Source organism: Luteimonas sp. 3794 (genome assembly GCF_031456825.1).
Classification (GTDB): Bacteria; Pseudomonadota; Gammaproteobacteria; order Xanthomonadales; family Xanthomonadaceae; genus Luteimonas.
Map to the genome: position 1 here is coordinate 16,939 of NZ_JAVDVJ010000001.1, position 24,888 is coordinate 41,826.

The 24,888-nt window shown below is 68.8% G+C and carries 21 protein-coding genes; 7 read left to right on the forward strand and 14 right to left on the reverse strand.

All coding sequences use genetic code 11. The features are described from left to right. Nucleotide 1: 1 nt before the first annotated feature. Nucleotides 2-3,949: a translocation/assembly module TamB domain-containing protein gene (locus J2X52_RS00080; protein WP_310147202.1), complete on the forward strand. Its 3,948-nt coding sequence runs from the start codon at nucleotides 2-4 to the stop codon at nucleotides 3,947-3,949. Between the two features lie 249 nt (nucleotides 3,950-4,198). Here the strand turns inward: J2X52_RS00080 and J2X52_RS00085 are convergent, their stop codons facing one another. Together J2X52_RS00085 and J2X52_RS00090 are read right to left on the reverse strand one after the other, a co-directional pair. After that, nucleotides 4,199-5,230, reverse strand: a complete 1,032-nt coding sequence (locus tag J2X52_RS00085) for an isoaspartyl peptidase/L-asparaginase (RefSeq protein WP_310147204.1) — start codon at nucleotides 5,228-5,230, stop codon at nucleotides 4,199-4,201. 193 nt (nucleotides 5,231-5,423) lie between these two features. Next, nucleotides 5,424-7,958, reverse strand: coding sequence for an excinuclease ABC subunit UvrA (locus J2X52_RS00090; protein WP_310147205.1), 2,535 nt, complete (start codon nucleotides 7,956-7,958; stop codon nucleotides 5,424-5,426). A 118-nt stretch (nucleotides 7,959-8,076) separates the two neighbouring features. Here J2X52_RS00090 and J2X52_RS00095 point away from each other — a divergent pair, with 118 nt between their 5' ends. Then, nucleotides 8,077-10,200, forward strand: a complete 2,124-nt coding sequence (locus J2X52_RS00095) for a catalase (protein WP_310147207.1) — start codon at nucleotides 8,077-8,079, stop codon at nucleotides 10,198-10,200. Nucleotides 10,201-10,348: 148 nt separating this feature from the next. On the opposite strand, the gene J2X52_RS00100 is transcribed toward J2X52_RS00095, so the two are convergent. The 7 genes from J2X52_RS00100 to J2X52_RS00130 all read right to left on the reverse strand — a co-directional run bounded on the left by J2X52_RS00100 (nucleotide 10,349) and on the right by J2X52_RS00130 (nucleotide 15,638). Further along, nucleotides 10,349-10,615, reverse strand: coding sequence for a hypothetical protein (locus J2X52_RS00100; RefSeq protein ID WP_310147209.1), 267 nt, complete (start codon nucleotides 10,613-10,615; stop codon nucleotides 10,349-10,351). A 139-nt stretch (nucleotides 10,616-10,754) separates the two neighbouring features. Beyond that, nucleotides 10,755-11,018 carry a hypothetical protein gene (locus J2X52_RS00105; protein WP_310147211.1) on the reverse strand — a complete coding sequence of 88 codons (264 nt, stop codon included), beginning with the start codon at nucleotides 11,016-11,018 and terminating at the stop codon, nucleotides 10,755-10,757. After that, a complete protein-coding gene (locus J2X52_RS00110; protein ID WP_310147213.1) occupies nucleotides 11,008-11,742 on the reverse strand; it encodes a glycosyltransferase in 735 nt (244 codons plus the stop codon). Before J2X52_RS00110 ends, J2X52_RS00105 begins: the two co-directional genes overlap by 11 nt. Then, nucleotides 11,739-12,341 (reverse strand): class I SAM-dependent methyltransferase, encoded by a 603-nt coding sequence (locus J2X52_RS00115; protein WP_310147215.1) that lies wholly within the window; start codon nucleotides 12,339-12,341, stop codon nucleotides 11,739-11,741. Before J2X52_RS00115 ends, J2X52_RS00110 begins: the two co-directional genes overlap by 4 nt. Next, nucleotides 12,338-13,117 carry a PIG-L family deacetylase gene (locus tag J2X52_RS00120; protein ID WP_310147217.1) on the reverse strand — a complete coding sequence of 260 codons (780 nt, stop codon included), beginning with the start codon at nucleotides 13,115-13,117 and terminating at the stop codon, nucleotides 12,338-12,340. The genes J2X52_RS00115 and J2X52_RS00120 overlap by 4 nt, the downstream gene beginning before the upstream one ends. After that, entirely contained in the window at nucleotides 13,105-14,025 is a 921-nt protein-coding gene (locus J2X52_RS00125) for an acyl-CoA dehydrogenase (RefSeq protein WP_310148756.1), read from the reverse strand. The genes J2X52_RS00120 and J2X52_RS00125 overlap by 13 nt, the downstream gene beginning before the upstream one ends. 278 nt (nucleotides 14,026-14,303) lie before the next feature. After that, nucleotides 14,304-15,638, reverse strand: a complete 1,335-nt coding sequence (locus tag J2X52_RS00130) for an exo-alpha-sialidase (protein WP_310147219.1) — start codon at nucleotides 15,636-15,638, stop codon at nucleotides 14,304-14,306. A gap of 81 nt (nucleotides 15,639-15,719) precedes the next feature. On the opposite strand from J2X52_RS00130, the gene J2X52_RS00135 reads away from it, so the two are divergent. Then, on the forward strand, nucleotides 15,720-16,070 hold the full coding sequence (locus tag J2X52_RS00135; RefSeq protein ID WP_310147221.1) for a DUF2007 domain-containing protein: 351 nt from the start codon (nucleotides 15,720-15,722) through the stop codon (nucleotides 16,068-16,070). 183 nt (nucleotides 16,071-16,253) lie between these two features. Further along, nucleotides 16,254-18,605, forward strand: a complete 2,352-nt coding sequence (locus J2X52_RS00140) for a Tex family protein (protein ID WP_310147223.1) — start codon at nucleotides 16,254-16,256, stop codon at nucleotides 18,603-18,605. A gap of 202 nt (nucleotides 18,606-18,807) precedes the next feature. On the opposite strand, the gene J2X52_RS00145 is transcribed toward J2X52_RS00140, so the two are convergent. The 3 genes from J2X52_RS00145 to xth form a co-directional block, all read right to left on the reverse strand. After that, nucleotides 18,808-19,032 carry a hypothetical protein gene (locus tag J2X52_RS00145; protein WP_310147226.1) on the reverse strand — a complete coding sequence of 75 codons (225 nt, stop codon included), beginning with the start codon at nucleotides 19,030-19,032 and terminating at the stop codon, nucleotides 18,808-18,810. A 159-nt stretch (nucleotides 19,033-19,191) separates the two neighbouring features. Then, entirely contained in the window at nucleotides 19,192-19,452 is a 261-nt protein-coding gene (locus J2X52_RS00150; RefSeq protein WP_310147227.1) for a hypothetical protein, read from the reverse strand. Between the two features lie 76 nt (nucleotides 19,453-19,528). After that, nucleotides 19,529-20,320, reverse strand: coding sequence for an exodeoxyribonuclease III (gene xth / locus J2X52_RS00155; RefSeq protein ID WP_310147230.1), 792 nt, complete (start codon nucleotides 20,318-20,320; stop codon nucleotides 19,529-19,531). 165 nt (nucleotides 20,321-20,485) lie between these two features. On the opposite strand from xth, the gene J2X52_RS00160 reads away from it, so the two are divergent. After that, the gene (locus J2X52_RS00160) at nucleotides 20,486-21,511 is read left to right on the forward strand and encodes a DUF4105 domain-containing protein (RefSeq protein WP_310147232.1); all 1,026 of its coding nucleotides are present in this window, start codon (nucleotides 20,486-20,488) and stop codon (nucleotides 21,509-21,511) included. A gap of 201 nt (nucleotides 21,512-21,712) precedes the next feature. Continuing rightward, nucleotides 21,713-22,174 carry a bacteriohemerythrin gene (locus J2X52_RS00165; protein ID WP_310148758.1) on the forward strand — a complete coding sequence of 154 codons (462 nt, stop codon included), beginning with the start codon at nucleotides 21,713-21,715 and terminating at the stop codon, nucleotides 22,172-22,174. A gap of 6 nt (nucleotides 22,175-22,180) precedes the next feature. Here J2X52_RS00165 and J2X52_RS00170 read toward each other — a convergent pair whose 3' ends face one another. Then, a complete protein-coding gene (locus tag J2X52_RS00170) occupies nucleotides 22,181-23,056 on the reverse strand; it encodes a LytTR family DNA-binding domain-containing protein (RefSeq protein ID WP_310147233.1) in 876 nt (291 codons plus the stop codon). Nucleotides 23,057-23,214: 158 nt separating this feature from the next. On the opposite strand from J2X52_RS00170, the gene J2X52_RS00175 reads away from it, so the two are divergent. After that, nucleotides 23,215-24,441, forward strand: a complete 1,227-nt coding sequence (locus tag J2X52_RS00175; protein ID WP_310147235.1) for an acyltransferase family protein — start codon at nucleotides 23,215-23,217, stop codon at nucleotides 24,439-24,441. 27 nt (nucleotides 24,442-24,468) lie between these two features. Here the strand turns inward: J2X52_RS00175 and J2X52_RS00180 are convergent, their stop codons facing one another. Further along, on the reverse strand, nucleotides 24,469-24,834 hold the full coding sequence (locus J2X52_RS00180; protein WP_310147238.1) for a hypothetical protein: 366 nt from the start codon (nucleotides 24,832-24,834) through the stop codon (nucleotides 24,469-24,471). Nucleotides 24,835-24,888: the final 54 nt, after the last annotated feature.

The following is a 24,888-nucleotide window of genomic DNA, read 5'->3' on the forward strand; positions in this document are numbered from 1 at the left end:
CATGGTTTTCGGCCGCCGTCGCCTGCCCAGTGATCTGACCCCCGAAGAACGCGAGGCGCGAATCGCCGAACTGCGCGCGCGTCGCCGCGCCCGCGCGCGCAAACTCGCGATCCGCAGCGCGATCGGCATCGCCGCGCTGATCGTGCTGCTGATCATCGTCGCGTGGTGGTTGCTGACCACGTTCGGCGGCCGCGATTTCCTGCTGGGCCAGGTCGCTTCGCGCCTGCCCGCCGGCACCGAGCTGACCTGGCGCGCGGCCGAAGGGCCGGCCTCCGGTCCGCTGACGATGTACGACGTGCGTTACGTGCAGCGCAGCTGTCCGGACGTCGAAGAACAGCCGGTGCCCTACGGCCAGTGCGACGAGCCGCGCGTGCTGGTGTTCGAAGCCGAACGCGTGACCGTGGATCCGGCGGTGATGCCGCTGATCGGTCGCCGCCTGCGCCTGGACGTGCTCGACATCGACAACGCGGTGCTGTCGATGCCGCCGTCGGTGGACACGCCGTTCGAGCTGCCGCGCTGGCCCGAATCGCTGCCGCGCATCGAGCTGCCGCTGTCGATGCAGGCCGACACGATCCGCATCGATGGCTTCCGTGTCGAACAGGCCGGCGAATTGCTGATCGACATTCGCAGCGTACGCGGCGGGCTCGACGCGCAGCAGGGTGCACTGAATCTCGAGAACATCGTCGTCGACAGCGATCGCGGCCTGTTCACCGCGCACGGCGTCTATGCGCCCGACGACGACTACCGCATGGACATCACCGCCAGCGCATTGATGCCCGCGCCGCCGGCGCGCACGCGCCCGCGCATCGGCCTGGTGGCGCGCGGCGACCTGTCGCGTCTGGATATCGCCGTGGTCGGTCACGTGCCGGAGCCGTTGAAGGCGGTGCTGACCCTGCGTGGCCGCGAGAACCCCGGCTGGGCGCTGCGCGCCGATACCACGCGCCTGGATCCTGCGCTGCTGATGGGCAGCGGTGAGCCCGGCACACCGCTGGCGTTCGACATCCGTGCCGACGGTCAGGGCGGCGCGGCCGAGCTCCAGGGCGACGTGACCTGGGGCGAACGCGATGCGGATCCGATCCGCGTCGTGTTGCAGCCGTCGAAGGTGACACTGGAAGACCAGCGGCTCGATCTCGATCCGCTGGTGGTCGACATCTTCGAAGGCCGGGTCACGCTGCGCGGCTTCGCCGACGTGGCCGAGCCGGGCGATGTGCGCTTCCGCTTCGCGACCAATGCACGCGGCCTGCAGTTTGGCGCGGACTCCAATGCTGCCGAACCCGCGCCGCCGATCAGCGCCGACGCGGATCTCGGCATCGCCGGCAGCACCGCCGCGTGGGCCGCGATCGGCACGGCTACCGTGGAACGCGACGGCCTGCGCGCGAACGTGGACTTCGACGGCCGCGGCGATGCGGAGCGCATGCGCCTGCAGACCGCGCGCGTGACGATGCCGACCGGCACGCTCGATGCCAGCGGCGAGTTCGCCTGGGCGCCGGCACTGCAGTGGGATCTCGACGCGACGCTGGCCGGCTTCGATCCCGGCTACTTCGCCCGCGACTGGAAGGGCGCGGTCAACGGCACGTTCGCGAGCACCGGCAACACGCGTGACGACGGCGGCCTGGAAGTCGCGGTGGATGCCAGCAATCTAGGGGGCACGCTGCGCGGCCGCCGGCTCGACGGCCGGGCAACGTTCGCGATGCACGGCCCGGCTTCCGATGCCGGTGAAACAGGCCGCACCGATTTCGAAGGCGAGGTCGCGCTGACGCTCGGCGACAGCCGGGTCGACGCGACCGCGACCGTGACCGATCGCCTCGACATCGACGCCACGCTGGCGCCGCTGCAGCTGGCCGATTTCCTGCCCGACACCGGCGGCGTGCTGCGCGGCACCGTACGCGTGACCGGCGCGCGCACCGCGCCCGACATCGCCGCCGACCTGACCGGCACCGCCCTGCGCTACGGCGAATACGCCGCCGCCAGCGCGCGCGTCCAGGGCAACCTACCGTGGCGCGGCGATGCCGGTTCGCTGGATGTCGTCGCGACCGGGGTCAATGCAGGCGTCGCGCTCGACGAAGTGCGTCTCGCCGCGCGCGGTGCGATCGAGAAGCTGCAGCTCGAGGCCAGCGCGCGCGGCGAGATCGGCACGCTCGATCTGTCGGGCAATGCGGAAAGCCGCAATGGCAACTGGCAGGGCACGCTGGCGAGCCTGCGCCTCGCGCCAGCCACCGGCGCGAGCTGGGCGCTGCAGTCGCCGACGCAGTTCCAGCAGATCGGCACGCGCTACACGCTGACCGAGAGCTGCTTCGCCTCCAGCGGCGGGGGTTCGCTGTGCGCGAGCGCCGACTGGCCGCGGCAGGGCGTGTCGGTCAACGGCACCGGCCTGCCGCTCGCACTGGTCACGCCCTATCTGCCCGAGCAGGACGGCGGACGTCCGTTCGTGCTGCGCGGCGAGATCGCAATCGAAGGCAGCGCACGCCCGGTCGGCAACGGCTTCGTCGGCAGCGCGAGCATCCGCTCGGCCACGGGCGGCGTGCGCACATCCGAGCGCGCGCGCAACGACGTGGTGACCTACGACGATTTCCGTCTCGACGCCGAGTTCGACGCCAACCGGCTCAGCGCCACGCTGTCGACGACACTCAACGAAGTCGGCCGCGTGCAGGCGCAGCTGACCAACGGCTGGGATGCGTACTCGCCGCTGTCGGGTTCGCTGGTCGCCAATGTCGAGGACCTGACCTTCGTCGAACTGTTCTCGCCCGATATTGTCGAGCCGAGCGGACGCCTGACGGCCGACGTGACATTCGGTGGGACGCGATCGCAGCCGACGATCGGCGGCCAGGCGCGCCTGGCCGACTTCGCCACCGAGATTCCTTCGCTGGCGATCGCGCTCGAGGCCGGCAACATCAATCTCGATGCCCTGCCCGACGGCACGGCGCGCATTGCCGGCAGCGTACGCTCGGGCGGCGGCACGCTCGACATCGGCGGCAGCATCGGCTGGCAAGGCGAAGACACGCCGGTGGTGCTCACCATCAGGGGCACCGACGTGCTGGTGTCGGACACCAGCGACATGCACATCATCGCCTCGCCCGACATCACCGTGCGCTACGCCGCGCGGCAGCCGCTCAACGTCACCGGCAAGGTCTTCGTCGATGTCGCGCTGCTGGACCTGGAAGGCCTGAGCGAGGGCGTGTCGGTGTCCCCCGATGTCGTCGTGCTCGATCCGGTCGACCCGGAAGAGAACACCACCGCATCCGCGCTGGAACTCGATCTAACCCTGACCGTCGGCGACAACGTCGGCCTGCGCGGCTTCGGATTCGACGGCCGCATGAAGGGCGAACTGCGCGTGCGCGCGGTGCCCGGTCGCGAGATGACCGGCAACGGCCGGCTTGCGGTCGACGGCCGCTACAAGGCCTACGGCCAGGAGTTGCAGGTCACCCGCGGCAACCTGATCTTCAACAACGGCCCGGTCTCCGACCCCATGCTCGACGTGCGCGCCGAGCGCCGCATCGACGCCGAGGACATCACCGCCGGCATCGATGTCAGCGGGCGCGCGTCGGCGCCGCAGGTCAATGTGTGGACCAATCCATCGAGCGATGCATCGCAAGCGCTGTCGTATCTCGCACTGGGTCGTTCGGCCTCGAGCCTGACGAGCGACGAAGGCCAGCAGATCGACGCCGCCGCGGCCGCGCTCAACGCCGGCGGCAATCTGGTCGCCGGTCAGCTCGGCAGCAAGATCGGCCTCGACAACGCCGGCATCAGCCAGTCGCGTGCACTCGGCGGCAGCGTGCTCGGTTTCGGCAAGCAACTCTCGCCGCGGCTCTACGTCGGCTTCGGTGTGTCGCTGCTGGGCACGGGCCAGGTCCTGACGCTGAAGTACCTGCTGCGCGCGGGCTTCGACGTGGAGATCGAGTCGAGCACGCTGGAGAACCGCGGTTCGGTGAACTGGCGGCACGAGCGCTGATTGAGAACGCATGGCGTGCGGTGTGCGGTGGGCGCGCCTCGTTGCCACCGTGACGTGTGTCCCTCTGAGACCAGCACCTCTCCCTCCGGGAGAGGTCGACGCGCATCGCGCGTCGGGTGAGGGTTGAACCTTCCGTTCAAAGACCACGAAGAGCGCCCTCATCCGCCCTTCGGGCACCCCGTATCAAGTACGGGGCAGGCTGTCCCACAGGGAGAAGGGCTCGTCGGAAGCGAATTCGAACGCCTTGGCTCAACGCCCATCCGGCAATGCAATCTCGTCCTCGCGGAACACCGCGACATGCGGCACCCCATCGGCGCCAATCCACCCGCGGTACATGCCGGGCGTGTTGAACGGAAACGCGACGCGACCATCGGCGTCGAGCGCGATCGCGCCGCCGTTGCCACCCGCGGCGGGAATCTCGCGATCAATGACCGCATCCGAAGCCTCGCGGATGTCGTCGCCACGCAACCGCACGCGGGCGCAAATCTCGTGCGCGGCGGCGGCGCGGATGTAGTACTCGCCCCAGCCGGTGCCCGACACCGCACAGCGCGCGTCGGCCCAGGTGCCCGCGCCGATCAGCGGCGCATCGCCGACGCGGTTGTAGCGCTTGTTGGTCATGCCGCCGGTGGACGTCCCTGCGGCCAGCCGACCGTCGGCGTCGAGGGCGACCGCGCCGACGGTGCCGAAATACGGCCGCGCATCGCCGGTCAGCACCGACGCTTGCGGCTGCGACCGACGTTCGGCCTCCAGTGCACGCTGCAACTGCTGCCAGCGCCGCTCGGTGCGGAAGTACGCCGGATCCACCAACGCGATGTCCTGCGTCTGCGCGAAGGCCTCGGCGCCCTCGCCCACCATCATCACGTGCGGCGAGGATGTCATCACCGCATCGGCGAGCAGGATCGGGTTGCGCACGCGGGTCACGCCGGCAATCGCACCGGCCTGGCCAGTGGCGCCATCCATCACCGCGGCGTCGAGCTCGTTGCGGCCCTCATGGGTGAACACGGCGCCCTTGCCGGCGTTGAAGTTCGGCGCATCCTCCAGCACCGTGATCGCGGCCTTGACCGCGTCCATCGCCGGCGCACCTGCCTGCAGCCTCGCGTGGCCGGCGCGCAATGCAGTCTCCAATGCGCCGCGCGCCTCGGCGAGACCGGCTGCGTCCAGGTCGCCGCGTTCGACACCGGCGCCGCCGTGGATCGCGAGCACCGGCGCATGGCCCGATGCCGGTGGCGATGGGCGGATGTCCTCCGGCGTTGCGGCCTGCGCCGTCGCGAACGCGGTCATCAAGAGCACTGCAAACCCATGTCGTCGCATGCGTACATATCCCGTCATCGTCATCCTCCGGCCGCAGTTGCGGCGCGCTCACGCTAGCGCAGAGTCCGGCGTCTGTCGCGGGAAAGCTAGAGCGGGCACGTCGTAGGAGCGCGCTCGCGCGCGACGGGCTTCACCGGGACAGCCTTCGCGCGCGAGCGCGCTCCTACCGGGCGCCGCCCAAGGACTGCCGCAGAAACGGCGCGGTCCGACTGGTCGTCGACTTCGCGACATCGGCAGGCACGCCTGCGGCGACGACCTGACCGCCGTCGCCCCCCGCGCCCGGGCCCATGTCGATCAGCCAGTCGCTGGCCGCGGCGACGCGCATGTCGTGCTCGACGACGACGACCGTGCTGCCCGCGTCCACCAGCCCGCGCAACTGGCGCATCAGCGTGTCGACATCCTTGGGATGCAGCCCGGTGGTCGGTTCGTCGAGCACGTACACCGTGCCGCGACGCTGGGCGCGTTGCAGTTCGCTGGCGAGCTTGATGCGTTGTGCTTCACCGCCCGACAGTTCGGTGGCCGGCTGACCGAGCCGCAGATAACCCAGACCCACTTCGAGCAGCGCCTGCAGCGGACGCACGATCGCCGCGTCGTCGGCGAAGAAGTCCGCAGCCTCGGCCACCGTCATCGCGAGCACGTCGGCGATGTGCTTGCCACGCAGGGTGATCTCGAGCGTCTTCGCGTCGTAGCGGCTGCCGTGGCAGGTCGGGCACGGCGCATAGACGCTTGGCATGAACAACAGTTCCACGCTGACGAAGCCTTCGCCATCACAGGTGGCGCAGCGGCCCTTGGCGACGTTGAACGAAAAGCGCCCGGCGTCATAGCGACGGCGCTTCGCCGCCGGCGTATCGGCGAAGCGCTTGCGCACGTGGTCGAACAGGCCGGTGTACGTCGCGAGATTCGAACGCGGCGTGCGGCCGATCGGTTTCTGGTCGACGCGCACCAGACGCCTGATCGCGTCCGCGCCGCCTGCGATGCGCCCGTCCAGCGGCACTTCGACGCCGCGTTCCAGCGGATCCAGCGGCGTGTCCGCATCGTCGCGCCCCTGGCCCAGATGCGCCCCCAGCAGTTCGACCAGCGCCTGGCTCACCAGCGAGGATTTGCCCGAGCCGCTGACGCCGGTGACGGTGGTGAACACGCCCAGCGGAATGTCGACATCGAGGTTGTGCACGTTGTGGCGACGGATGCCGCGCAGCTGCAGCCAAGCTTCGGGCGCGCGCGTGGTGTGCGCGATCGATGCAGCGTCGTCGTCGAGATAGCGGCGCGTCGATGAGGCCTCGATTTTCGACAGGCCGGCGAGCGGTCCGCTGTAGAGCACCTGCCCGCCATGTTCGCCGGCGGCGGGTCCGACATCGACGATCCAGTCCGCGTGGCGGATCACTTCGATCTCGTGCTCGACGACGAACAGTGAATTGCCTGCGGCGCGCAGCTGGTCGAGCGCGCGCAGCAGGGCCTGGGTGTCGGCCGGATGCAGGCCGGCGGAGGGTTCGTCCATCACGTAGACCACGCCGAAGAGCTGCGAGCGGATCTGCGTGCCAAGGCGCAACCGCTGCAGCTCACCGGGCGACAGCGTCGGGGTCGCGCGGGCGAGCGTGAGGTAGCCGAGGCCGAGATCCTGCAGCACCCTGATGCGTGCGAGCAGATCCTGCGCGATGCGCTGGGCCGCCAGCGCCTGTTCGGGATGCGCCTTTGCGTGGGTCTTGCCGTCCGCAGCCGGTGCCAGCAGCGCGGCAAGTTCATCGAGAGGCCGCTGCGAGAACGCGGCGATGTCGAGACCGGCGAAGGTCACCGACAATGCTTCACGCCGCAGCCGCTTGCCGTCGCATTCCGGGCATGCGGCGCTGATCAGATACTGCGCGGCGCGCTTCTTCTGCTGCGGGCTCTGGGTGTTGGCGAAGGTGTGCAGCACGTGCCGGCGCGCACTGGTGAAGGTGCCCATGTAGGCCGGCTCGGTCTTGCGCCTGAGCGCGTCCTTGACCTCGTCGAGATCGAAGCCTGGATACACCGGTTCGACCGGCTGCTCGTCGGTGAACAGGATCCAGTCGCGGGTCTTCTTCGGCAGCTTCGACCACGGTACGTCGACGTCGATGCCGCGCGTGGTCAGGATGTCGCGTTGGTTCTGGCCGTGCCAGGCGCCGGGCCACGCTTTGATCGCGCGCTCGCGGATGGTCAGGCTGCGGTCCGGCACCATTGAGGCCTCGGTCGCGTCGTAGATGCGGCCCAGCCCATGACAGGTCGGGCATGCACCCGCGGGTGTATTCGGCGAGAAACCGTCGGCGTAGATGATGGCCTGGCCACGCGGGTAGTCGCCGGCGCGCGAGTACAGCATGCGGAGGGAATTGGAGATCGTCGTCAGGCTGCCGACCGACGAGCGCGCGGTCGGCGTGCCGCGCGCCTGCTGCAACGCGACTGCGGGTGGCAGACCTTCGATCGAATCGACCTGCGGCACGCCGGCCTGGTCAATCAGGCGGCGCGCGTAGGGCGAAATCGAATCGAGATAGCGCCGCTGCGCTTCGGCGAACAGCGTGCCGAAGGCCAGAGACGACTTGCCCGAGCCGGACACGCCGGTGAACACCACCAGGGCATCGCGCGGAATGTCGACATCGACGTCCTTGAGATTGTGTTCGCGCGCGCCGCGTACGCGCACGCAGTCGGTGGCGCCGCGTTGGGCGTTGAGGTCTGAGGGGTCTGCAGTCATGGCGACGATTATCCCCGCCCTCCGTCGCGCGCCCGTCGTCGAACCTCAATGCGCAGAGTGCACGGCGCGCTCACGAGCGCACGCCCACGCTGGGCGTTCATCCCCCGGAGCCCTGCCCATGGCCAGCAAGACGCCAGCCCCCGCCACGTCCCGCAAACCGCCGTCGACCGGCAAGACACCTGCACGCGAGGCCACCGATCTGCGCGGCGAAGGCGATGAGCTGCAGCAGCAGGCCGGCGGCACCCATCCGCAGCTGACGACGAACCAGGGCATCCCGGTCGCCGACAACCAGAACTCGCTGAAGTCCGGTGGCCCGCGTGGTCCGGCGCTGCTGGAGGACTTCATCCTCCGCGAGAAGATCACCCACTTCGACCACGAACGGATTCCCGAGCGCATCGTCCATGCTCGCGGCAGCGCCGCGCACGGCACCTTCGAGCTGACCAAGTCGCTGTCGCAGTACACCACCGCGCGCCTGCTGACCGAGGTCGGCACGAAGACGCCGGTATTCACGCGTTTCTCGACGGTTGCAGGCGGCGCCGGCTCGGTGGATACGCCGCGTGACGTGCGCGGCTTCGCGGTCAAGTTCTATACCCAGGAAGGCAACTGGGACCTGGTGGGCAACAATATCCCGGTGTTCTTCATCCAGGACGCGATGAAGTTTCCGGACGTGGTGCACTCGGTGAAGATGGAACCCGACCGCGCGTTTCCGCAGGCGGCCAGCGCGCACGACACGTTCTGGGACTTCATCTCGCTCACGCCTGAAGCGATGCACATGATCATGTGGGCGATGAGCGACCGCACGATCCCACGTTCGCTGCGCACGATCGAAGGCTTCGGCGTGCACTCCTTCCGTCTGCTCGACAAGGACGGCAACAGCACCTTCGTGAAGTTCCACTGGCGCCCGAAGCTGGGCATCCAGTCGACGGTATGGGACGAGGCGCTGAAACTGCAGGCCGCCGACAACGACTTCCACCGCCGTGACCTGTTCGAGGCGATCCAGGCCGGCGATTTCCCCGCATGGGATCTCGCGGTACAGCTGTTCACCGAGGAAGAGGCCGACGCGTTCCCGTTCGACCATCTCGATGCGACCAAGCTGATTCCCGAGGAACTGGTGCCGCTGCAGGTCATCGGCCGCATGACCCTGGACCGCTGGCCGGACAACTTCTTCGCCGAGACCGAGCAGGTCGCCTACTGCCCAGCCAATATCGTGCCCGGCATCGACTTCAGCAACGATCCGCTGCTGCAGGGCCGCCTGTTCTCGTATCTCGATACGCAGCTCTCGCGTCTGGGCGGCCCGAATTTCCACCAGATTCCGGTCAATGCGCCGAAGTGCCCGTTCGCCAACAACCAGCGCGACGGCCACATGCAGATGCAGGTGCCCAAGGGCCGGGTGAACTACGAGCCCAGCTCGCTGCAGGGCGACAGCCCGCGGGCGTCGCGCGAGGCCGGCTACCGACACCACGCGACCGTCGACGACGGCGTCAAGGGTCGCGTGCGGCCCGAGAGCTTCGCCGATCACTACAGCCAGGCGCGCATGTTCTTCCGCAGCCAGAGCGCGATCGAGCAGGCGCACATGGCCAGCGCGCTGGTGTTCGAACTGTCGAAGGTCGAGACCGCACATGTCCGCGAGGCCGTCGTCGGCCATCTGCGCCACGTCGATCCGTCACTCGCGCAGCGGGTCGCCGACGGCCTGGGCATGGATGCGCTGCCGCCTGCGCCAGAAGCACGCGTCGCGCCGCAGGACATGCCGGTCTCGCCGGCGCTGCGGATCATTGACCGCATGCGCGACACCCTGCAGGGCCGCTGCGTCGGCATCCTGGTCCATGACGGCTCCGACGCCGCCACGGTCAAGGCGCTGCGCAAGGCGGCCGAGGGCGCAGGCGCGATGGTCAAGATCGTGGCGCCCAAGCTCGGCGGCGCCAAGCTCTCCGACGGCAAGCGTCTGCCCGCCGATGGCCAGCTCGCCGGGACGCCGTCGACCGTGTTCGATGCGGTCGCCGTGGTGCTGTCGGCGGAAGCCGGCAAGCAGCTGTCGCGCGAGGCGGCCGCCGTCGACTGGGTGCGTGATGCGTTCGGACACCTGAAGGCGATCGCCGCCGATGACGGCGCCCAGGCGGTGCTCAAGGCCGGCGGCATCGCCAAGGATGCCGGCGTGCTGGATGCCGGCGATGCCAAGGGTTTCCTCACCCAGGCCAAGACCCGTCAGTGGGACCGCGAGAAGAAGGTGCGCATGTTGGCCTGAGCCGGCATACCGTCGGGGCGCCACCGTGTGGTGCGCGCCCCGCCGGACGTCTGCAGACCGTGTCGCACGTGGTGCGCAACCCGGTCATCACCCCGATATCGCGGCCTGGTTGCTTACACGTTTTTTGTGACGACCGGCTGGTCTGGAATCAGGCGGCCACGCTATCCGCCGCGCGCATCGATACGGCTGCCAATGCAGCCGCGTCGGTCCTGGGCGGTGCAGGCGCATCCGAGGGCTCATACGTGCCATCGGCGTTACGAATGCGCAGGATGCAGCCGCGTTCGAGCACGTTACGCACCACCTCGTCGCGCAACGCGGTCGCGCGGCTCAGGTAGGTCGCCACGGTCTGGCCCTGCGGGTCGGTGAGCACCCAGAAACGCAGGCCCATGTCGTATTGAAGCGTGTAGGTGGTCATACGTTTCTCCAGAATCATCTGTCGCAATCTTGGAAGGCGGGGTATCGACCACGCGTGAATCCTGCGCGGTCATCGATGGCCGGAGGCGCGTGTCTACACGCGTCGGGCGGTGCACTGCGTCGATGCACATACGTCGATCTCACGACTGCGCACGCCTGCGCCGCATGGTCAGCACCTGACCGGTGATCGCCGTCAACAGGATGCAGGCGTTGGTGACGATGAAGACCCAGTCGCCCACCATCGCGCTGTAGGTCACGAAGCCGAGCGAGGCGGTGATCTGGCCCACGAACAGCCAGTGCGACACGCCCTGCGCACTGCCGTCGCGCAGCTGGGTCACGATCTGCCGGATCAACGTGGCCAGCAGGATCGCCGAGGCCGCCCAGCCAATGACTTCAGGCGGCATGCGCGTCACTTCCGAGGTCGAGATCGACGTCGGGCATCGCGGCCTTGCGCAGCGGCGCCGCGAGCAGGCGGGTCCGCGCTTCGAGTGCAAGCAGATAGTCGGCGAACCCGCCCTGCGCACGCGCCACGCGGCGCGCACTGGTGAGCACCACGGGGGTCGCGCGACGCGCGATATCGGCGCCGGCGCGATGCAGCGCGGCGACCATTGCAACATCCTCGTGCGCGGACAGCGGCGGAAACCCGCCACAGCGCAGGTACATTGCCGCACTGAATCCCATGTTCGCCCCATGCACGTGCGGGTGGCCGTCGCGCTGTTCTTCTGGCGTGCCGAAGTGCATGCGCACGGTGTCGTCGTAATCGAGCCAGTCGTCGACGGTCACGATGCCGCAGAACGCGTCGGCCGCACACGCGATCTGGCAGGCCAGCCAGTCCTGCGGCACGCGCGAATCGGCATCCGTGCACGCGACCCAGCGCGCGCCCAGACCGATGACGCAGGCCGCACCTGCGGCACGTGCGCGACCGACATTGCCGTCGTGCAGCACGACACTGCGGACGCCATAGTCGGCGACGATGTCGGCGGTGCGGTCGCTGCAGCGATCCAGCGCGACCACGATTTCCACGGCCTCGTCGCCGAGCGCGGCATGTCGCGCGGCCGCCTGCACCGAGGCCAGGCATGCAGCGATGCAGGCGTCCTCGTTGTGCGCGGGAATGACGACGCCGATCATCGCAGGCCCGCCCGTTGCGCAACCGACTCGCTTCGCAGGGCCCAGCCGTCGAGTCGCACGTCGGCATCGCCATACCCGAACACGCGCTGCATGCCGAGTTCACGGCGCAGCAGACGATGCACATCGCGACCGGTCTGCGGCGCCTGCGGAAACGATGCGAGCCAGTGGCAGGCCACCAGCACGCCATCATCGCGCAGGCTGGATTTCAGCTTGCGCGCCATCTGGATCAATGTGTCGGCGTCGAGGTAGTAGCCCACTTCGCTGAAGACGATCAGATCGAACAGCCCGTCGGGCCAAGTGTCGGGATGGCGGGCCTGACGCACGTCGACGTGGCCGTGCAGCCGCGTGCGCGCGGTGGCGAGCGCGACCGCGCGGGCGTTGAGGTCTGTGGCGATCAGCTGATCGCAGCGCGTGGCGAGTTCGGCGGTCAGTTCCCCGTTCGAGCAGCCGATTTCCCAGGCGCGGCCGAAACGCTGCGCCGGCAGGCTCGCGAGCAGCAACGCGCGCTTGCGCGCCTCGTACCAGCGCTCGCGATACCCGAAGGGATCGTCCTGCGCGTAGATCGCGTCGAAGTATTCGCTGGGCGTGGCGGCGCTCATGGCAGCACCACTTCGAAATCGCGATCGAAACGTTCGAGCACGTGCGGCGGCAGGATCGGTGCCGGCATGCCGGGTCTGTCGTCGTGCAGCTGGGAGACAAAACATCCGAGTGCGGCGGCCTTGGCGCGGCACGCTGCAGGGGTCAGCACGAGACGCTGCGCGCCTAGCAGCGGCGAGACCGGCACATCCGGCGACAGCCAGTGCCAGGCCCAGACCGGAAACTGCATCACGCTTGCACCGCGCTCCACCGCGGCACGTTCGACCGCGCGCGCCGTGGCTTCGTGATCGGGATGACCGTCGCCGCGCCAGGTCGTCAGCATCCGGTCGCCCGGATGCAGCAAGGGCGCGAGCGCATGCGCCAGGGCGGATTCGCGTTCGGCGACCCGGCCGTCGCCGATGTCGAGCGTGTCGATCGCATCGGCATCGACGCCGAGTAGCGCCAACGCACATTCGAGCTCCTGTCGGCGCACGGCACGCAGGCGCTCTGCCGGCCACACCGGTGAATCCGGATAGCAGGCCTCGCCATCGGTTACCGAAACGACACGCACCGGCAGGCCGATCGCACGTGCGGTGGCGATCAGTCCGCCACAGCCCAGTGCTTCGTCATCGGGATGCGGCGACACGACCACCAACCGCGAAACGCCAGTCAGCCAGTCCTGCGCAGACAAGGACGGCAGCGCGGCCAGCCATGCCGAGCGCTGCCATGCCGATTCCGGAACCCCGTCGCCCGCGATCCGCGGCGCGTCCTGCTGCGACGCCAGACTCACAGCTGCCACGTCGCCTCCCGACCTTGCGCCGCTGCGCCCAGTGCCGCCCAATCGCGCTCGGCGTGGCTCTGGCGCAGGAAGGTGGTCAGGTCCGCGCAGCGCTGCGCGTGGGCGCCGTCCTCGCACAGCGGACCCGGGCCGAGTGCACGGCCGACCCGGTCGATGACGTCGGTGGCCGCGCGTTCCACCACACTGCGCACGCGAGTGACTGCGGTGGCGTGCGGGGCATCGGGCTCAAGATCGATCGCGGCCGCGGTCTCGCGCAGCAGACTCGCGGCCGCGGACAGCGCCATGTCGATCGCACCCAGATGCGCCATCGCATGCGGGCTGTTGGCCGCGCGCGCATGGCGGCGCAGTGTTTCGGCAATCGCCGTCGCAGCGCCGAACCAGCACGCCGCAATCCCGCCGCCGCCGTGCCAGAAGCCGGGCCGTGCGAGGTAGTCGCCGGCTGCGCCAATCTGCACCGCCGCAACGTCCCGGAACGACAGCCGCCCGCTTTCGACCCGGGCCATGCCGACCGCCTGCCAGTGTCCGGGGATCGGCGCGATGCCCGGTGCGGCGCGCATGATCTGCACCAGGACACGCGCGTCGCCGTCATGCGCGGTGACCAGCGCCGCGTCGACGAGATCCGCGCCCGAACACCAGGCCTTGATGCCATTGAGCGTGCCGATGCCATCCGCGCCCGGCGTGAATTCCAGCCGCGCATCCGGCGGCTCCGCGGCCCAGACTGCATGCAGCAGCGCACCCTCCAGCGCACGTTCCGGCGCACCCAGCTCGGTCAGGATTGCGAGCGCGTCGTAATGCGCCTCGAGCACCTTGATGCCGCAGACGTCCTGCGCCGCGATCTCCGCCAGACGACGCCAACGGGTCAGTGTGTCGCCATGGCCTGGCAGCGGCAGTGCGGGATGGCGCGCCATCGCGTCGCGGACGAACAGGTCCAAGGCAGACGCACACGCAGTCTTCGCCGCGGTCTGCGGCGTGGGGGGAGAAGAAAGCACGGTCGATCCGAGAAATGTCCTGTGCTTACGGTGCGCCCGGCTGAGTGAGCGCGGCGCGAGCCAGTCGCGTTCAGGTCGAGCCTGCGACGACGTCCCTCACCGCGGCACTGCGGACCGCGCTGAATGTGCGCCACGGCACGCTGGCGATGCGGCGTCTGGCGTCGCCAGGACGGGGCCGGCGCGCAGCGTTTTTCCCATCAGCGCATCACGCGCACGCCGCGCAGTGTCGGCGCGCCGTCGACGACATCGGTCCAGACGACATAGGCATGTCCGTCGACCGCCTGCAGCTGCGGAAAGCCGGTACCGCGACCGCGACCCTGCGGCCGTGCGACCTCGATGCGTTCGTACTCGGTCGCCAGGTCCGGGCTGCGGCGCGACAGCCACAACGACTGCGCGCCATTCGCGTCCTCGCGCAGCCACATCGCCCAGGCCTGCTGGCCGTCGAGCGCCACGGCGACGCGGCCCTGCACGGCGGCGTCGCTGTCGAGCACGACCGGCGCAGCGAAGCTGGTGCCGGCGTCGTCGCTGCGCGCGATCTGCACCTGCGGCGTGCCGGTCTGCGCGCTGTACCAGGCGACGACCACGGCACTGTCCAGTGCCGCCACGTCGGGGCCATTGACCGGACAGGCCGGCATCACCCAGTTGTCCGCGTGCACGGCCGTCGGCGTGGTCCAGGCATCGCCCTCGCGGCGAGTGACCATGATGTCGCGCACCTCGCCATCGCTGCGCCCGCGATAGACCAGCACCGGGCCCTGCGCGGTGACCGCGGCGGCGGTCTGGCAGCAGTCGCAGACGCTGGCATCGATTTCCTGTTCGCCGGTCTTGCGCAGGCTCGCGTCGAAATTCGCGGCGCGCAGCGTCATCGGCCGGCCTTCGCCGGGCGATGCATGGCCTGCAGGCGAATCGTGTCCCTCATGGCTCGCACCAACGGTGTTGCGGCCATCGAGCCAGGCGATGCCGATGCCGTCGCCCTGCGGCCACATCGACACGAAGCCGTGCTCGGTCTGGGTGCCGTCGTCGTGCGGCACGGTATAGGCACCCCAGTTCGCGCCGCCGTCGCGCGAGCGCACCAGCGCGACATCGTAGGTGTACGGGGCCTCCCCGTTCTTCTGCAGCCAGTGCGCCCACAGCGCACCGTCGGCGGTGGCCTGCACGTGCGGCGTGTCGGCCCAGTTGACGAACATGCGGTTGCCGATCGCGATCGTCGTCGGCGCATTGCGCCAGCGCTGCTGCGCGGGATCGAAGCGCGAGAACTGGAACACATGCCGGCGCCCTTCGCGCGAATTCACCCAGCTCAGCATCAGCACGCCATCCGGGCCGGCGACGAGGTCGGGCGATGCCGAACCGGCCCCGGTCTCCGGCAAGGCCCAGTCGACGATCTCGCTGGGCGCGGTCACATCGGTGGTCGCGGTGCGCGCCGCCGACTGCTCGGGCGCATCGCTGCTGCAGGCCGCGAGGAGCAGTGAAGCAGTCAACAGCGCGAGTGTGGTGCGCAGGGTCGAAACGCGTGCGGGACGGTCGAAAGCAGGCATGCGCCAGGCTCCACGTGAGAGACGGATTCAAGGATGCAAGCGTACCCTTACCGGCATGTACATGTGTCCACACATCCGCCCGTGAGCGTCATCGTCGCCCGCTACACGGATCCGATCGAAGCGCAGATCGCCTGCGGTCTGTTGCAGGCCGAGGGCATCGACGTCCACCTGGGCGACGCGAACATGGCGCTGGCGAACTGGGAGTGGCGGCTCGCGATCGGCGGCGTGAAGCTGCACGTGCGCGACGACCAGCTGGCACAGGCGCAGGACATCATCCGGCGTCTCGATGCCGGCGAATTCCAGCTTGGCGTCGAAGATGATCCCGAGGCCGATGCGCCGCTGCCTGTGACGCGCGAGAGCGGTTCCAGCCGCGCGGCGTGGATCGCGCTGGTGCTGTTCCAGATTCCGTTGCCCTGGCGCCGACGGCCGTAACGGTACGTCCACTTGCCCGTGGGCGCGCGCTCGCGCGCGAAGGGCGTGACCGCGTCAGCTTCATCGCGCGCAGGCGCGCTCCTACGGAGTGCCAACCGGTGCATCTGTCAACGGGTACCGCCGACCGGAGCGGGTTGCCACAATCGCCGCGCGGCGCTGCTGCCGCGAGCCCGTGTGGAACCCATGTCCAAGCCTGATGCCGCCCTCGCCCGTCGAATTGCCGACACCATCGCCGCCGAGATCGGCGCGCAGCCCGCGCAGGCGATCGCCGCGATTGCGCTACTGGATGAAGGTGCGACCGTGCCGTTCATCGCGCGCTACCGCAAGGAAGTCACTGGCGGGCTCGACGACACCCAGCTGCGCGATCTCGAAACGCGCCTGTCCTACTTGCGCGAACTCGAAGACCGCCGCGCGGCGATCCTCTCCAGCATCGACGAGCAGGGCAAGCTCAACCCGGAGCTGCGCGCCGATATCGAAGCCGCCGACAGCAAGGCGCGACTGGAGGATCTGTACCTGCCCTACAAGCAGAAGCGCCGCACGCGCGCGCAGATCGCACGCGAGGCCGGACTGGAACCGCTGGCCGACGGCCTGCTGGCCGATCCGACGCTGGTGCCGGAAACCTTCGCCGCCGGCTTCGTCGACACCGACAAAGGCGTCGCCGATGCAAAAGCCGCACTGGAAGGCGCGCGCGCGATCCTGATGGAGCGCTGGGGCGAGGACGCGACGCTGCTCGGCGAGCTGCGCGACTGGCTGGACGCCAACGGTGTGATCCGTGCCAAGGTAGCCGCCGGCAAGGAGACCGCGGGCGAGAAGTTCCGCGACTACTTCGACCATGCCGAAGCACTGGCGAAGATTCCCTCGCACCGCCTGCTCGCGCTGTTCCGCGGCCGGCGCGAAGAGTTTCTCACCCTCGAACTCGAACCCGGCACCGATCCCGAACAGGGCAACGCCTATGCCGAAGGCCGCATCGCGCGCCACGCCGGTATCGCCGCGCAGTCGCGCCCCGCCGATACCTGGCTGCTCAACGCCTGCCGCCTCGCATGGCGCGCGAAGATCCACCTGCACTTGATGATCGATCTGTTCGGCAAGGCGCGCGAGAAGGCTGAAGCCGAAGCGATCAATGTCTTCGGCGACAACCTCAAGGACCTGCTGCTGGCCGCACCCGCCGGCCCGAAGACCGTGCTCGGTCTCGATCCGGGCATCCGCACCGGCTGCAAGATCGCGGTGGTCGATGCGACCGGCAAGCTCGTCGCCACCGACACGATCTATCCGCACGAGCCGCGCAAGCAGTGGGACCAGTCGGTGCACACGCTGCGCAAGCTGTGCACTGATCACGGCGTGCAGCTGATCGCGATCGGCAACGGCACCGCCTCGCGCGAGACCGACCGTCTCGCCGCCGACGTCATCAAGCTTTCGCCGGAGCTCAAGCTGCAGAAGATCGTCGTCAGCGAGGCCGGCGCGTCGGTGTACTCGGCGTCTGAAACGGCTGCGAAGGAATTCCCCAACCTCGACGTGTCGATCCGCGGCGCGGTGTCGATCGCGCGGCGCCTGCAGGATCCGCTGGCCGAGCTGGTCAAGATCGATCCCAAGGCGATCGGCGTCGGCCAGTACCAGCACGATGTCGACCAGTACCGTCTGGCGCGTGCGCTGGATGCGCGCGTCGAGGACTGCGTCAACGCGGTCGGCGTGCACGTCAACACCGCATCCGGAGCGTTGCTTGCGCGCGTGGCGGGCCTGTCGGCCGGCGTGGCCGAGAACATCGTCGTGCACCGCGATGCGAACGGGCCATTCAAGCGCCGCAAGGATCTGCTCAAGGTGCCGCGTCTGGGCGAGAAGACCTTCGAGCAGTGCGCGGGCTTTCTGCGCATCGCCGACGGCGATGAGCCGCTGGATGCGTCGTCGGTGCATCCCGAAGCCTATCCCGTGGTCGAGCGCATTGCCGGCAGCAGCGGCCGCGACGTGAAGCAGATCATCGGCGACGGCGCGTTCGTGCGCTCGCTCAAGCCCGAGCAGTTCACCGACGCGACGTTCGGCGTGCCGACCGTGCGCGACATCCTGAAGGAACTGGAGAAGCCGGGTCGCGATCCGCGCCCGGAGTTCAAGGCCGCGCAGTTCGCCGACGGCGTCGAGGACATCAAGGACCTGCAGGTCGGCATGATCCTCGAAGGCGTGGTCAGCAACGTCGCCGCGTTCGGTGCGTTCGTCGACATCGGCGTGCACCAGGATGGCCTGGTGCACATCTCGGCGCTGTCGGACACCTTCGTCAAGGATCCGCGCGACGTGGTCAAGGCCGGCGACATCGTCAAGGTCAAGGTGCTGGAGGTCGACGTGCTGCGCAAGCGCATCGCACTGACGCGGCGGCTCGACGATGTGCCGGGCGAGAAACCGGCGCGCGATTCGCGGGAGGATCGCAATGGCAGTCGTGGTCCGGGCGGTCCGCGCGGCGGACGTCCCGGCGGGAAACCAGCGCAGACCGCGGCCGCGCCCGGCAACAACGCACTCGCCGACGCGTTCGCACGCGCACGCGGGCGCTAAGGATGGTCTGAATAACTGCCGTCATCCCGCGAAGGCGGGGATCCAGTGACTTCAAGCCTTTGAACACCAAAGACCCTGCATGCCCGCCTTCGCGGGAATGACGACCAAAGGCGGAATTGTTCACACCTTCCCTAGTTCTCGGACACATCGTCCGGGCGTCGCAGACGTCCTGATGATGGTGCAGGCAATCGCCCGCCCGTGCCTACAGGTCGCGGGGCGTGGTGCCGTCCGGCAGCTTCCGCGTCGACGCGACGACGATCGCGGTGACGCCGAGCAGGATGCCCGACACCAGCGCGCCGACCGCGAGCAGGCCGCCGGTCGAGATCGACAGCCGGGCTTCCAGCGAGTGCACGCGTCCGCGTGCGACCAGGGACAGGGCGTGGGCGTTGCGCGCAGCAGGCGCGTTCTTGCGGTCGGAACTCGTCATCGGCGCAGTATGCGCGGCTGCGTGTCATCGGCCGGCCAACGCAGCCCCGTGCAGGCGTCCGTTCGGAACCGGCACCTGACCCGGTGACGCGTCAGATCTGGAGTGGCGCGTCCGGCCGCGGCGCGCGGAATCGGAATCCGGTGCCCGGTAGCGTCACGATCAGCGGCTCTTCGAACCCGTCGTTGCGCGTGCGCCGCAGCTGGTACATGTGCTGCGCAGCGCATCCGATTTCGGCAGTCGCGAGCCCCAGATCGCGGATTGCAGTTCCGCGCGCGTCACCACGCGAGGGTGATGCCGCATCAGCGTCGCCAGGATCTTCGGGCCCACCGGCAGCACCGGCAGCGCGCGTCCACCGCGGGTCACGCGTCCGGAGCCTGGATCCACGCGCAGATCGTCGAGGGCGATGATCGTCTGTCCCACCTCCGCCCGGCTGCGCTGCAACAGGGCGTCGAGGCGCGCGCCTGCGGCCTGCGGCCTGCGCCGATACCGATACCGATTACAGGCGCAGTTCGACCCATGTGGGCGCGTGATCGCTGGGGCGCGATTCCAGCCGCACCCAGCGATCCACGCCCACCGATTCCAGGCGTTCCGCCAGCACCGGATTGAGCAGCAGATGGTCGATGCGCAGGCCGCGGTCGCGCTCGGCGTGCTGGCGGAAATGGTCCCAGAAGGTGAAGGCCTGTTCGTCGCCGAACACCTCGGCCAGCGCATCGGTCCAGCCCTGCGCGAGCAGATCGAAATAGGCCTGCCGCACCTCTGGCTGGATCAGCGCGTCCTTCTTCCAGGCCTTCGCGTCATAGACGTCGTTGTCGGTCGGAATGACGTTGAAGTCGCCGACCAGCGCGGCGGGATGGTCCAGGTCGACGAGCGTCTTCGCATGCCGCTGCAGGCGCTGCATCCACGCGAGCTTGTAGTCGAACTTCGGGCCCGGCTGCGGATTGCCGTTGGGCAGGTACAGCGCGCCGACGATGATGCCGTGCACCGCCGCCTCGATGTAGCGACTCTGCGTGTCATCCGGATCGCCCGGCAGGCCGCGTCGGCTCTCCACCGGTTCCACGCCGCGCCCGAGCAGCGCGACGCCGTTCCAGGCACGTTGTCCATGCCAGATGGCGCCGTAGCCGGCAGATTCGATCTCGGCGGCCGGGAAGGCCTCGTCGGTGGCCTTGAGCTCCTGCAGCGCGACGATGTCGGGCGTCTCGTGCGCCAGCCACTCGAGCAGGTTGGGCAGGCGCGTCCCGATGCCATTGACGTTGAACGTCGCCAGCTTGAGGCTTTTCTTCCTGGCCATGCGGATGATCCCGTCAACTGCGTTGCCGACGTTCTACAGCGCCGCAGGTGACGGGCGCAGCTACCGGCCCCGCGCCGTCCTGCACCACAATCGCCGCATGCCGATACACCGCCACTGCCTACCCATGCGCCACACCGCTCCGTGCGGGCCGGGGACGGTGCCCTGATGGCCGCGGCACGCGTCGCACTGCGTCGTGTTCTGCGTGTGCTGCTGTGCATGGCAGTGGGCGTGTTCGTGCTGTGGGGCATCGGCGCGCTGTGGCACCAGGCGCCGCTGCGCTGGCTGTGGCTGCCCCTGTGGAGCGTGCTCGGCGTCGCGATGCTGCTGGCAATGGCGGGCCGCCTGCCGCAGCCGCGACGCGGTCGTGTGCTGGGCGCCGGCCTGGTCGCCGCACTGCTAGTGCTGGGTTGGTGGCACACCGTGCTGCCGATGCAGGACCGCGACTGGTCGGATGACGTCGCGCGCCTGCTGGATGCCGACGTCGAAGGCAGCCGCGTGACCCTGCGCAATGTGCGCAACTTCGACTGGACCCGCGACGGTGATCCGGTGCCGCGCTGGGAGACGCGCCGCTACGATCTCGATCGGCTGGCATCCGCCGATCTGGTGATGTCGTACTGGATGGGCCCGGCGATCGCGCACACGCTGGTGTCGTTCGGCTTCGACGATGGCAGCCGCGTGGTGTTCTCGCTGGAGATCCGCAAGGAGCGCCACGAATCGTTCTCGGCGATCGGCGGTTTCTTCAAACAGTTCGAGGCGGTGCTGATCGCCGCCGACGAGCGCGACATCGTGCGGGTGCGCAGCAACGTGCGCGACGAGGACGTGTACCTGTACCGGCTGGCGATTCCGCGCGAACAGCTGCGCACGCTGTTTCTCGCCTACGTCGATGAGGCCGGCACGCTGCAGCAGGCGCCGCGTTTCTACAACACCGTGACCAGCAACTGCACGACGATCGTCTTCGACATCGCCCGGCACATCGCGCCGGGCCTGCCGCTCGATATCCGCCTGCTGCTGTCGGGCTGGTTCGGGCAGTACGCGCATGCGCACGGCGGGCTCGCCGGCCAGGGCCCGTTCGCCCGGCTCGAAGCGGCCGGCCGCATCACCGACCGCGCGCGCGATGCGGACAGCGACCCCGATTTCTCTCGCGCGATCCGGCGCGGCGTGCCCGGGATTCCGCCCTCGGAACTCCGATAAGTTCGCGCGTGCATCGCCTGGCGTGGGTCGGCGATCCAGAGCGCGCACGGGAACACCGATCGATTGCCCTGCATCGGCGCTAGGCTCGACGACGCCGCGCGCATTGCGCACGGCGCGCCTCGTCCGTCATTGCGCCCGATCAAGGCGGGCGAAGACCGTGGGCCACAGACTCCAGTCGACACGGGTGAGGAGCCGAGGGTGATGGCGGAACTGGTATGGCAGGACGCGCTCGACACGGGCATCGATGTGATCGATGGCCAGCATCGACGCATCGTCGACATGATCAATCAGCTCGAACGTGCCCAGCACGCTCGCGCGCGCGAAACGCTGAGCGGCGTGCTCGACGAACTGGTCGACTACACGCTGTCGCACTTCGCGTTCGAGGAGGCGTTGATCGAGGAGGCAGGCTATCCCTTCAGTGCCGCGCACCGGCGCGTGCATGAGCTGTTCGCACGGCGCGTCCAAGAGTACCGCCTGCGCATGCAGGCCGGCGAGGACATCGGCGCCGAATTGCACGCGATGCTGGGGCGCTGGCTGTTCAACCACATTCGCTACGACGACCAGGCCTACTCCGAAACCGTCAAACAGCATCTCAACGGTTTTGCCCGGCAGCATGAACACGGCGGCTGGTTGCGACGCAACGTGGTGCGCTTCTTTCGCTGACGCCCCTCAGCGCGCCATCGCCAGACGCAGCGGTTCGCGATGGCGTCGGCTGCAGGGCACGATGGTGCCGTCGTGCAGGTGGATGCGCGCATCGCCGCTGTCGAGTGGCTCGATCGAGGCGATCCGGTCGGCGTTGACCAGGTGACTGCGATGCACGCGCAGGAAGCGCGTGGCATCCAGGCGTGATTCGAGTTCGCCCAGCGTGCTGCGCAGCGGATAGACCTTGCCGCGCACGTGCAGGTTGGCGTAGTTGCCCGCGGCCTGGACCCATTCGATATCGTCGGCGGCCACCAGGAATTCGCGTCCGAGCTTGCGAACCAGGAAGCGGGAGGGCCGCTCGACCGGTTCCACCGGCGCGCTGTCATCGTCGGGCGCCGCCAGCAGCGAGGCTTCGCCCTGCAGACGCCGCACCAGCAGGCGATAACCATGCAGCACCACAACGAGGCCGAGGAAAGTGCGCGCGTCCTTCAGGTATTCGTAGACGAAGGCGTCGCCGAACACATAGGTGCCGCCATGCCAGGCGTAGACCAGCTTGCGGATGGCCACCATCAACCCGACGTGCAGCAGCGACCAGACCACGCTTGCCGCCGCGTACAGCGGCAGGCGTCGCCGCCAGTTGTCCAGGTGCACCGGCCATCGCGCGGTGAACCACACCATCGCCGGCACCAGCATCAGCAGCGCGATGGCACTGCTGCCTTCCCAGCTCGCGACCTCCCAGGCGGCGTAGTCCAGGCCAAGGCGCTCGACATCCATCCAGGTGGTCACGCTGTTGCCCACCCCGGACAGCAGATAGGTGATGAGCCAGTAACCGACCTCGACCGGTCGGCGGATGGCGAGATAGCGCTCTGCGCCTGTGTGCGGCGTGGCGGGACGTTCAGACATGCCCGCATTCTAGGGAGCGGCTGCGGACTGGCCCGTCCCATTCGTCCCTGTCGGCCCACGGTTCGTCCCTGAAGCCACGCGGTGAAGCCCTTGGCCGGACCGTGTCGCGATACGACCCGGCAATGTAACGGCCTCCTCCGCACCCCACCGCACCGTGTATGGACCGACGCCACGACATCGACGCACTGCGCGTGATCGCATTCGCCCTGCTGATTCTCTATCACGTGGGCATGGTCTACGTGGTCGACTGGGGCTTCCACATCAAGAGCCCGACACTGCTGGCCTGGGTCGAATGGCCGATGGTGCTGGTCAACCGCTGGCGGATGTCGCTGCTGTTCCTGCTGTCGGGCATCGCGCTGGGGCTGGTGCTGATACGGAAGTCGCCTGCGCGTCTGATCGGCAACCGGAGCTGGCGCCTGCTGTTGCCGCTGGCGTTCGGCATCGCCCTGATCGTGCCGGTGCAGGCCTGGTGCGAAGCGCGGATGCTCGGCACGTACGACGCCGACTTCGCTAGGTTCCTGCTGCGTTACCTGCAGCTGCGGCCGTGGCCGGCCGGCACGTTCACCGGCGCCGAGTACGGCTTCACCTGGAATCATCTCTGGTATCTGCCGTACCTCTGGCTCTACACGCTGCTCGCGCTGCTGGCGGTGCCGGTGTTCCGCGCGATCGGCGGTGCGCGCGCCGCCGGCTGGCTGACGACGCGCGGCCGCTGGCTGCTGTGGACGGTGCCGCCGCTGTGGTACCTGTTCGCGCTGTGGGTGCTCGACCCCCGGTTTCCGTCGACGCATGCGCTGTTCGGCGACTGGTTCAACCACGCGCGGTACTTCGTGGTGTTCGCATTCGGCCTGCTCGTCGCGCGCAGCGATCCGTTCTGGTCGGCGCTGCTCCACCAGCGCGTCCGGCTGCTTTGGCTCGCTGTAGGTTCTGGTGCGCTGTATCTGGGGCTACGGGCGATGGGCGCCTGGCTCCCCGATGCTGCCTATCTCGAACTGATGCCGCTGGACGCCTGGCGTGGGGTGGTGCGGGTCATCCAGACCGTCTACTGGTGGACCGCACTCCTCGCGTTGTTGGCATGGAGCGCGCGACTGTTGAACCGGCCTTCCACATGGCTGCGCTACGCCAGCGAAGCGATGTATCCCTGGTACATCCTGCACCAGAGCCTGATCGTGCTCGCTGCCTACTGGTTGATCCCGTTGCACCTTGGGGCGCTGTGGGAGCCGCTGCTCGTGCTCACGCTCACCGTTGCGGGTTGCCTGCTGATCCACGAACTGCTGATCCGCCGCATCGGTTGGCTGCGTCCGCTGTTCGGACTGCCGATGCGGGCGCGCGTGCAGTCAACAGCCCGCCCCGATGAAGCGGAGCCGGTGGCGTTGCGCGTCCCCTGAGCATCGTTGGCGAAAGCACGCGTGGCCTCAGTGAGGCACCCCGCCGTGCATGCGGCGCCGGATCCACCCCGCGGCACCGGAGACCAGCGCTGCAGGAATCGACAGCACTGCCGCATACAACACGCCTGCCAGCAGCAACGGCCCCGCGCCCGATACCGCGATCACGACCGGCACCTGGACGAAGACGGCGATCAGGCCCCAGAGCCAGGCCCGCCTTGGCATCGCGACGCCGAGGATTGCAGACAGCAGCAGCGCGCCCGGATACACCAGCGTCCAGAACGCGTCGGCATCCCAGGGTTCGCCGCCGCCCGACATCCCGGACACCGCTGCCCAGTACGCGATGCCGACGATGGCGGAGATGCCTGCACCGAAAAGTACGGGTCTGTTCGTCATTCCTGTCGCCCTGCAAGATCGAAGTCCGCACCACACCACACGTGCGCGGAACAC

Coding starts and splice junctions, on each gene's coding strand:
- J2X52_RS00130 (WP_310147219.1), bottom strand. CDS start 15,638: ATGCCTGCTTTCGACCGTCCCGCACGCGTTTCGACCCTGCGCACCACA.
- J2X52_RS00110 (WP_310147213.1), bottom strand. CDS start 11,742: ATGATCGGCGTCGTCATTCCCGCGCACAACGAGGACGCCTGCATCGCT.
- J2X52_RS00180 (WP_310147238.1), bottom strand. CDS start 24,834: ATGACGAACAGACCCGTACTTTTCGGTGCAGGCATCTCCGCCATCGTC.
- J2X52_RS00170 (WP_310147233.1), bottom strand. CDS start 23,056: ATGTCTGAACGTCCCGCCACGCCGCACACAGGCGCAGAGCGCTATCTC.
- xth (WP_310147230.1), bottom strand. CDS start 20,320: ATGGCCAGGAAGAAAAGCCTCAAGCTGGCGACGTTCAACGTCAATGGC.
- J2X52_RS00085 (WP_310147204.1), bottom strand. CDS start 5,230: ATGACCGCGTTCGCGACGGCGCAGGCCGCAACGCCGGAGGACATCCGC.
- J2X52_RS00125 (WP_310148756.1), bottom strand. CDS start 14,025: ATGGCGCGCCATCCCGCACTGCCGCTGCCAGGCCATGGCGACACACTG.
- J2X52_RS00165 (WP_310148758.1), top strand. CDS start 21,713: ATGGCGGAACTGGTATGGCAGGACGCGCTCGACACGGGCATCGATGTG.
- J2X52_RS00160 (WP_310147232.1), top strand. CDS start 20,486: ATGGCCGCGGCACGCGTCGCACTGCGTCGTGTTCTGCGTGTGCTGCTG.
- J2X52_RS00080 (WP_310147202.1), top strand. CDS start 2: ATGGTTTTCGGCCGCCGTCGCCTGCCCAGTGATCTGACCCCCGAAGAA.
- J2X52_RS00115 (WP_310147215.1), bottom strand. CDS start 12,341: ATGAGCGCCGCCACGCCCAGCGAATACTTCGACGCGATCTACGCGCAG.
- J2X52_RS00095 (WP_310147207.1), top strand. CDS start 8,077: ATGGCCAGCAAGACGCCAGCCCCCGCCACGTCCCGCAAACCGCCGTCG.
- J2X52_RS00105 (WP_310147211.1), bottom strand. CDS start 11,018: ATGCCGCCTGAAGTCATTGGCTGGGCGGCCTCGGCGATCCTGCTGGCC.
- J2X52_RS00100 (WP_310147209.1), bottom strand. CDS start 10,615: ATGACCACCTACACGCTTCAATACGACATGGGCCTGCGTTTCTGGGTG.
- J2X52_RS00140 (WP_310147223.1), top strand. CDS start 16,254: ATGTCCAAGCCTGATGCCGCCCTCGCCCGTCGAATTGCCGACACCATC.
- J2X52_RS00145 (WP_310147226.1), bottom strand. CDS start 19,032: ATGACGAGTTCCGACCGCAAGAACGCGCCTGCTGCGCGCAACGCCCAC.
- J2X52_RS00090 (WP_310147205.1), bottom strand. CDS start 7,958: ATGACTGCAGACCCCTCAGACCTCAACGCCCAACGCGGCGCCACCGAC.
- J2X52_RS00175 (WP_310147235.1), top strand. CDS start 23,215: ATGGACCGACGCCACGACATCGACGCACTGCGCGTGATCGCATTCGCC.